We start from the raw sequence: 5381 nt of genomic DNA on the forward strand, positions 1-5381 counted from the left end.
GTTTCGCATGCGTTTTGAAGGAACGTCGGCCTATGTCGCCGACAAGGATCTGATGGTGGCGGTCAACGCTTCGATCGCGCTCGAACGCCCTCTTCTGGTCAAGGGTGAGCCAGGCACCGGCAAGACCGAGCTGGCGCGCCAGGTCGCATCAGGCCTCGGCCTCGAGATGATCGAATGGAATGTCAAATCCACCACCAAGGCGCAGCAGGGCCTCTACGAATATGACGCGGTGTCGCGCCTGCGCGACAGCCAGCTTGGCGATGGGCGCTTCAACGACATCAAGAACTACATCAAGCGCGGCAAGCTGTGGGACGCGTTTGCAGCCGGACGCAAGGTAGTGCTGCTGATCGACGAGATCGACAAGGCCGACATTGAGTTTCCCAACGACCTGTTGCAGGAACTCGATCGCATGGAGTTCTTCGTCTACGAGACCGGCGAGACGATCCGCGCGGAGGTGCGCCCGATCGTCATCATCACCTCCAACAACGAAAAGGAGCTGCCCGACGCCTTCCTGCGCCGCTGCTTCTTCCATTACATCCGCTTTCCCGACGTCGATACGTTGCACAAGATCGTCGAGGTCCACTATCCCGGCATCAAGCAGAGTTTGGTGCGCGCGGCGCTCACCCAATTCTATGAGATCCGCGACGTGCCAGGCCTCAAGAAGAAGCCGTCGACCTCCGAGGCGCTCGACTGGATCCGCCTGCTCGTTGCCGATGACGTCGCACCCGAAGACCTGCGCGCCGACCCGAAAAATGCGCTGCCCAAGCTGCATGGCGCGCTGCTCAAGAACGAGCAGGACGTGCATCTGTTCGAGCGCCTGGCATTCATGGCCAGAAGGCAGGGGTGAGGAACGGTCCGCGCAGCGGACGGACAACGATTTTCCACGCTGTGGACCGTTGGCCGCATGGCAATGCTGAGGCAGGTTCCAGCCAACCGACGCAATCACGAAAGGCATAGCCATGACCGACATCACCATCCGCCCGCTTGAGCTTGCCGACCATGCCGAATGGCGCGGGCTGTGGACCGCCTATCTCGATTTCTACAACACGGTGCTGCCCGAGAACATCTACGAACTCGCCTGGAAGCGGCTGTTCACCGACGGCGAATTCGAGCCCAAGGGCCTGATTGCCATCGTCGACGGCAAGGCGGTCGGGCTGACCCATTATCTCTACCACCGTTCGGGCTGGTCCGAGGCCAACAACTGCTACCTGCAGGACCTGTTCGCTGACCCAGCCGCACGCGGCAAGGGCGTTGGTGCGGCACTCATTCAAGCGGTCAAGCAGGAAGCGGCCAGGATCGGCGTCTCCAACGTCTACTGGATGACGCATGAAACCAATGCCACCGCGCGCAAGCTCTACGACCGCGTCGCCCGCCTCACCGGCTTCGTCGAATACGATTTGCTCTAGGCCTGACGCAAGCTGAGCAGCCCGGGCCGCTCAACCCGCGCTATTGGCCACCCACTTGTGCCACTGGGCAGCGTTGCCACGGAAGACGTTGAGATCGATCTTGCCGTCGACGCCGTGCGACAGGCCCGAACCCGAATACTGCCAGAACACCCAGTTGCGGCCGGGATAGACCTTGGACGGCGGCTCGGCCACGGCGCGCAGCCAGAACGGGTAGTTCTGGAAGTGGCCGCGCAGGTTGTCGCGGTAGAAGTCGGGCGCGGTGTAGATGACCGGGCGCTGGCCGTAATGACGCTCCAGGATGTCCATGAAGACCTGCATCTTTTCGCGGATCTTTTCCGGGCTGTGGCGGCGCTTGCAGCTCGACTCGCCATTGTATTCGACGTCGATCACCGGCGGCAGGGCGCCGGCCACCTTGGGCACGTTGCGGATGAACCAGTTGGCCTGCTCGCCGGCGGTGCGGCACCAGTAGAAGAAATGATAGGCGCCGCGCTTCAGACCGGCGGCCTCGGCTGCGCGCCAGTTCTTCTTGAACATCGGGTCGAGGTGGTCGCCTCCGTCGGTGGCCTTGATATACGCGAAGTTGGCGCCCTGGGTGCGCAGCTTCGGCCAGTCGATCTCGCCCTGCCAGCGCGATACGTCGACGCCATGGACGGCGAAATTCTTCGGCGACATGGCCTTGCCGAAATTGATCGGCTTGGCGTCGCGGAAACGGCGGCCGTAAATCTGGCCCGGCGCGAAAGGCGTGGCCTTCATCGGGTTCGACGGGGCGACCAGCGCGATCGGCTTTGCCCCCGGCAATGGCATGTCTTCAAGTTCGATCGCTGGCGCCGTCGGTGCCGCGGGCATAGGCGTCGGCATGGCCATCGCCACTGCTACCGGCGGCTCGACCAGTGTCATCGGTGGTGGTGCGGCCATCGCCTGTTGCGGCATCGGCCGTTGTACTGCGGCAGGTGCCACATCGGCCGATGGAATGGGGCTCGCTGGCCTTGCAACGGAACTCGTCGTCTCGGACGATGTCCCTGCCTGCGCYATGAGGTCGCCCAGCCCCGAGCTGGAGGTGCAGCCGGCCAAGGCCATGCTGGCGAGAAGGATCGCTGACGCAGCTGAAAAACGCATTGTTACCCGTACGCAAAACGAGACCGCCGACGGCAAGACTCGGGCCCCCGAACTCCACTGATTTGAATTGCTAACGGGAAATTACCAAAAAAGACTGAATCTTATTTTTACCTTTGAGTGTGGCATCGAAGCGACCCGACACCGGCACCACAGGCTTGCTTGCCGCGACGATGCGAAGCAAAGTGCCGCCATGTTCATACCGTTCTTTCTCGAACTCAAGGCGGCCAAGGTCCCGGTCTCGCTGCGGGAATATCTGGCGCTGCTCGAAGCACTCGATGCCGATCTCGTCAGCTATGACGTCGAGGGCTTTTATTACCTCGCTCGTGCAACGCTGGTGAAGGACGAGCGCCATATCGACCGCTTCGACCAGGTCTTTTCGCACTACTYCAAAGGCGTCGAGGCGGTTGCCGGTGAGAGCGCTGTCAATGTCGCCGACATTCCCGAGGAATGGCTGCGCCGGCTTGCCGAAAAGACGCTCAGCGACGAGGAAAAAAAACTGGTCGAAGCGCTCGGCGGTTTCGAAAAGCTGATGGAGACGCTGAAGCAGCGCCTTGAGGAGCAGAAGGGCCGCCATCAGGGCGGCTCAAAGTGGATCGGCACATCAGGCACCTCGCCCTTCGGCGCCTATGGCTACAATCCCGAGGGCGTGCGCATCGGGCAAGCCGAAAGCCGCCACCGTCGCGCGGTCAAGGTCTGGGACAAGCGCGAGTTCAGGAACTTCGACGATAGCGTCGAGCTCGGCACCCGCAACATCAAGGTGGCGCTCAAGCGCCTGCGCCGCTGGGTGCGCGAGGGCGCGGACGAAGAACTCGACCTGCCGGGCACCATCCACGCCACGGCCGATCATGGCTATCTCGACGTCAAGACGCGGCCCGAACGGCGCAACGCGGTCAAGCTTTTGATGTTCTTCGATGTCGGCGGTTCGATGGACGACCATATCAAGGTCGTGGAGGAGCTGTTCTCGGCCGCGCGCGTCGAGTTCCGCCAGCTCGAATATTTCTACTTCCACAATTGCCTCTACGAAGGCGTGTGGAAGGACAATCGCCGCCGCCATCAAGAGGTCTTGCCTACGCTCGACGTGCTCCACAAATACGGCCACGACTACAAGGTGATCTTTGTCGGAGACGCTTCGATGAGCCCATATGAGATCGCTTATGCCGGCGGTTCGGTTGAACACTGGAACCCGGAACCTGGGGCTGTGTGGCTGCGCCGCGTGCTCGAACAATGGCCCAACGCCGTCTGGCTCAATCCGACGCGGGAAAAGCACTGGGGCTACACAAGCTCGATCAAGATGGTCAGTGAGATATTCTCCAGCCGCATGTACCCGCTGACGCTGGCCGGACTTGAAGCCGCAACGAAACAGCTGTCGCGCAAACACTGATTCCCTTCACCGCGAAGTGATGCCCTGTCATCAGCGAACGCTCGTAACTATCTGTGCGAAGAAAAGACAAAGCATGGGAGACCATAGCATGGACACCAAGACCTACCCCGTCATCCGCACCGACGCCGAATGGCGCGCGCTGCTGACGCCCGAGCAGTACCAGGTGATGCGCCACCACGGCACCGAGCGGCCGGGAAGTTGCGCGCTGCTTTATGAAAAGCGCGCCGGCACCTTTACCTGCGCTGGTTGCGACCAGCCCTTGTTTGAATCCAAGCTGAAGTTCGAAAGCGGCACCGGTTGGCCGAGCTTCAACGATCCTGTCGAAGGCTCGGTCGAAAACACCGTCGACCGCAGCTACGGCATGGTGCGCACGGAATGCCATTGCGCGCGCTGCGGCAGCCATCTTGGCCATGTCTTTCCCGATGGTCCGCCGCCGAGCGGCCTTCGCTACTGCATCAACGGCGTGGCGCTGAACTTCGAGCCGGCGAGCTGAGCCTCAAAGCAGGCTGGCGAGGATGATCCACAAAGTGGCGCCTATCTTTATCGTGCCGGCATTGGGCGTGCCTGCCATGTCGGCGGTGCGCAGCACGCTGCCATAAAGGAATAGATTGTAAGGCAGCGGGATCAGGTGCACGGCGACCGCAAACAATGCCGACATCTTGGCGGCCAGGATCARCAGCGCAATGATCGTGGTGACGACATTGATCAGGCTGCCGACCGTGACCATGTCGCGCCAGAACAGCTGGCCAAGTGGCACTTCGCCGTTCCAGCGCCGTGAGAAGAACGCGGAAATGCCGCCTTGCCTGCCGATGGGACCGGTGCTGCCTGAAGGATGGAATTGCCCTGCACTCGTCATCTCGTGACCTCGCATCATCTTGATCGGCGGTCGCTGCCCTTACATGGTTCGGGATCGGGCAGCTAGCCTATCACACCATCCAAGGGCCGCCTTGTACAGGTCGGAGCATCGCTTCGGCTTGGTCGCGCTCGACCTGACCCTGCTTGCGCAGGCGGATCAGTGCCCCAAACGGGTCAAGAAACGAAGAAATTCGCAGGCAAATGCCTCGCGCGGAAATATGCGGCCGAGTTGCCTCGCCTTTCTGCGTGAAGGCGACTGCGCATGTGCCGGCGATCAGGTCCAATCCGTCTTCCGTGCCGATGCGGAATGCTCGCGAAGAGCGCGAATGCGGCCCTGCTTCCATGGGTTGCAACCGTGTTGCAATGCATCGGCAATTGATCAAACGTAAAATGACAACAAAAGACCAGAAACTGGTGTTTCTAGATCCTTCACAGGATTGAGTGGTTGGTCCGATCTGTTGGATAAAGCAATTCGACTCGGACTGGGCCGCCTTGTCCATTCGACGCGACGGCTTTGGTTAGCAATTGTTAGCAATTGCCTAAAAGCAACACCCATCCATCGAAGTAGCTTCCCCAACGTCCGGATTGCTTGCGTGCGTTAAAACATACGTGCACGCTAATGT

7 protein-coding genes are annotated in these 5381 nt (G+C 60.9%); 4 read left to right on the forward strand and 3 right to left on the reverse strand.

Translation table 11 applies throughout. The features are described 5' to 3' along the window. The first annotated feature begins 7 nt into the window (after nt 1-7). Both AC1DWF_RS29920 and AC1DWF_RS29925 read left to right on the forward strand, forming a co-directional pair. Nucleotides 8-847, forward strand: coding sequence for an AAA family ATPase (locus tag AC1DWF_RS29920; protein WP_476788185.1), 840 nt, complete (start codon nt 8-10; stop codon nt 845-847). A 112-nt stretch (nt 848-959) separates the two neighbouring features. Further along, nucleotides 960-1406 carry an N-acetyltransferase family protein gene (locus tag AC1DWF_RS29925; RefSeq protein ID WP_476784562.1) on the forward strand — a complete coding sequence of 149 codons (447 nt, stop codon included), beginning with the start codon at nt 960-962 and terminating at the stop codon, nt 1404-1406. Between the two features lie 30 nt (nt 1407-1436). Here AC1DWF_RS29925 and AC1DWF_RS29930 read toward each other — a convergent pair whose 3' ends face one another. Then, a complete protein-coding gene (locus tag AC1DWF_RS29930) occupies nt 1437-2522 on the reverse strand; it encodes a glycoside hydrolase family 25 protein (protein WP_476842415.1) in 1086 nt (361 codons plus the stop codon). A 190-nt stretch (nt 2523-2712) separates the two neighbouring features. Here AC1DWF_RS29930 and AC1DWF_RS29935 point away from each other — a divergent pair, with 190 nt between their 5' ends. Next, nucleotides 2713-3903, forward strand: coding sequence for a vWA domain-containing protein (locus AC1DWF_RS29935; protein WP_476842416.1), 1191 nt, complete (start codon nt 2713-2715; stop codon nt 3901-3903). An 88-nt stretch (nt 3904-3991) separates the two neighbouring features. Continuing rightward, complete coding sequence (gene msrB / locus AC1DWF_RS29940; RefSeq protein ID WP_476784565.1) at nt 3992-4396, forward strand: peptide-methionine (R)-S-oxide reductase MsrB; 405 nt, start codon at nt 3992-3994, stop codon at nt 4394-4396. Nucleotides 4397-4399: 3 nt separating this feature from the next. Here msrB and AC1DWF_RS29945 read toward each other — a convergent pair whose 3' ends face one another. Beyond that, nucleotides 4400-4759: a hypothetical protein gene (locus AC1DWF_RS29945; protein WP_476784566.1), complete on the reverse strand. Its 360-nt coding sequence runs from the start codon at nt 4757-4759 to the stop codon at nt 4400-4402. 70 nt (nt 4760-4829) lie between these two features. After that, on the reverse strand, nt 4830-5042 hold the full coding sequence (locus AC1DWF_RS29950; RefSeq protein WP_476784567.1) for a hypothetical protein: 213 nt from the start codon (nt 5040-5042) through the stop codon (nt 4830-4832). Between the last annotated feature and the right edge of the window lie 339 nt (nt 5043-5381).

It is taken from the genome of Aminobacter sp. P4_D5, from assembly GCF_056401815.1.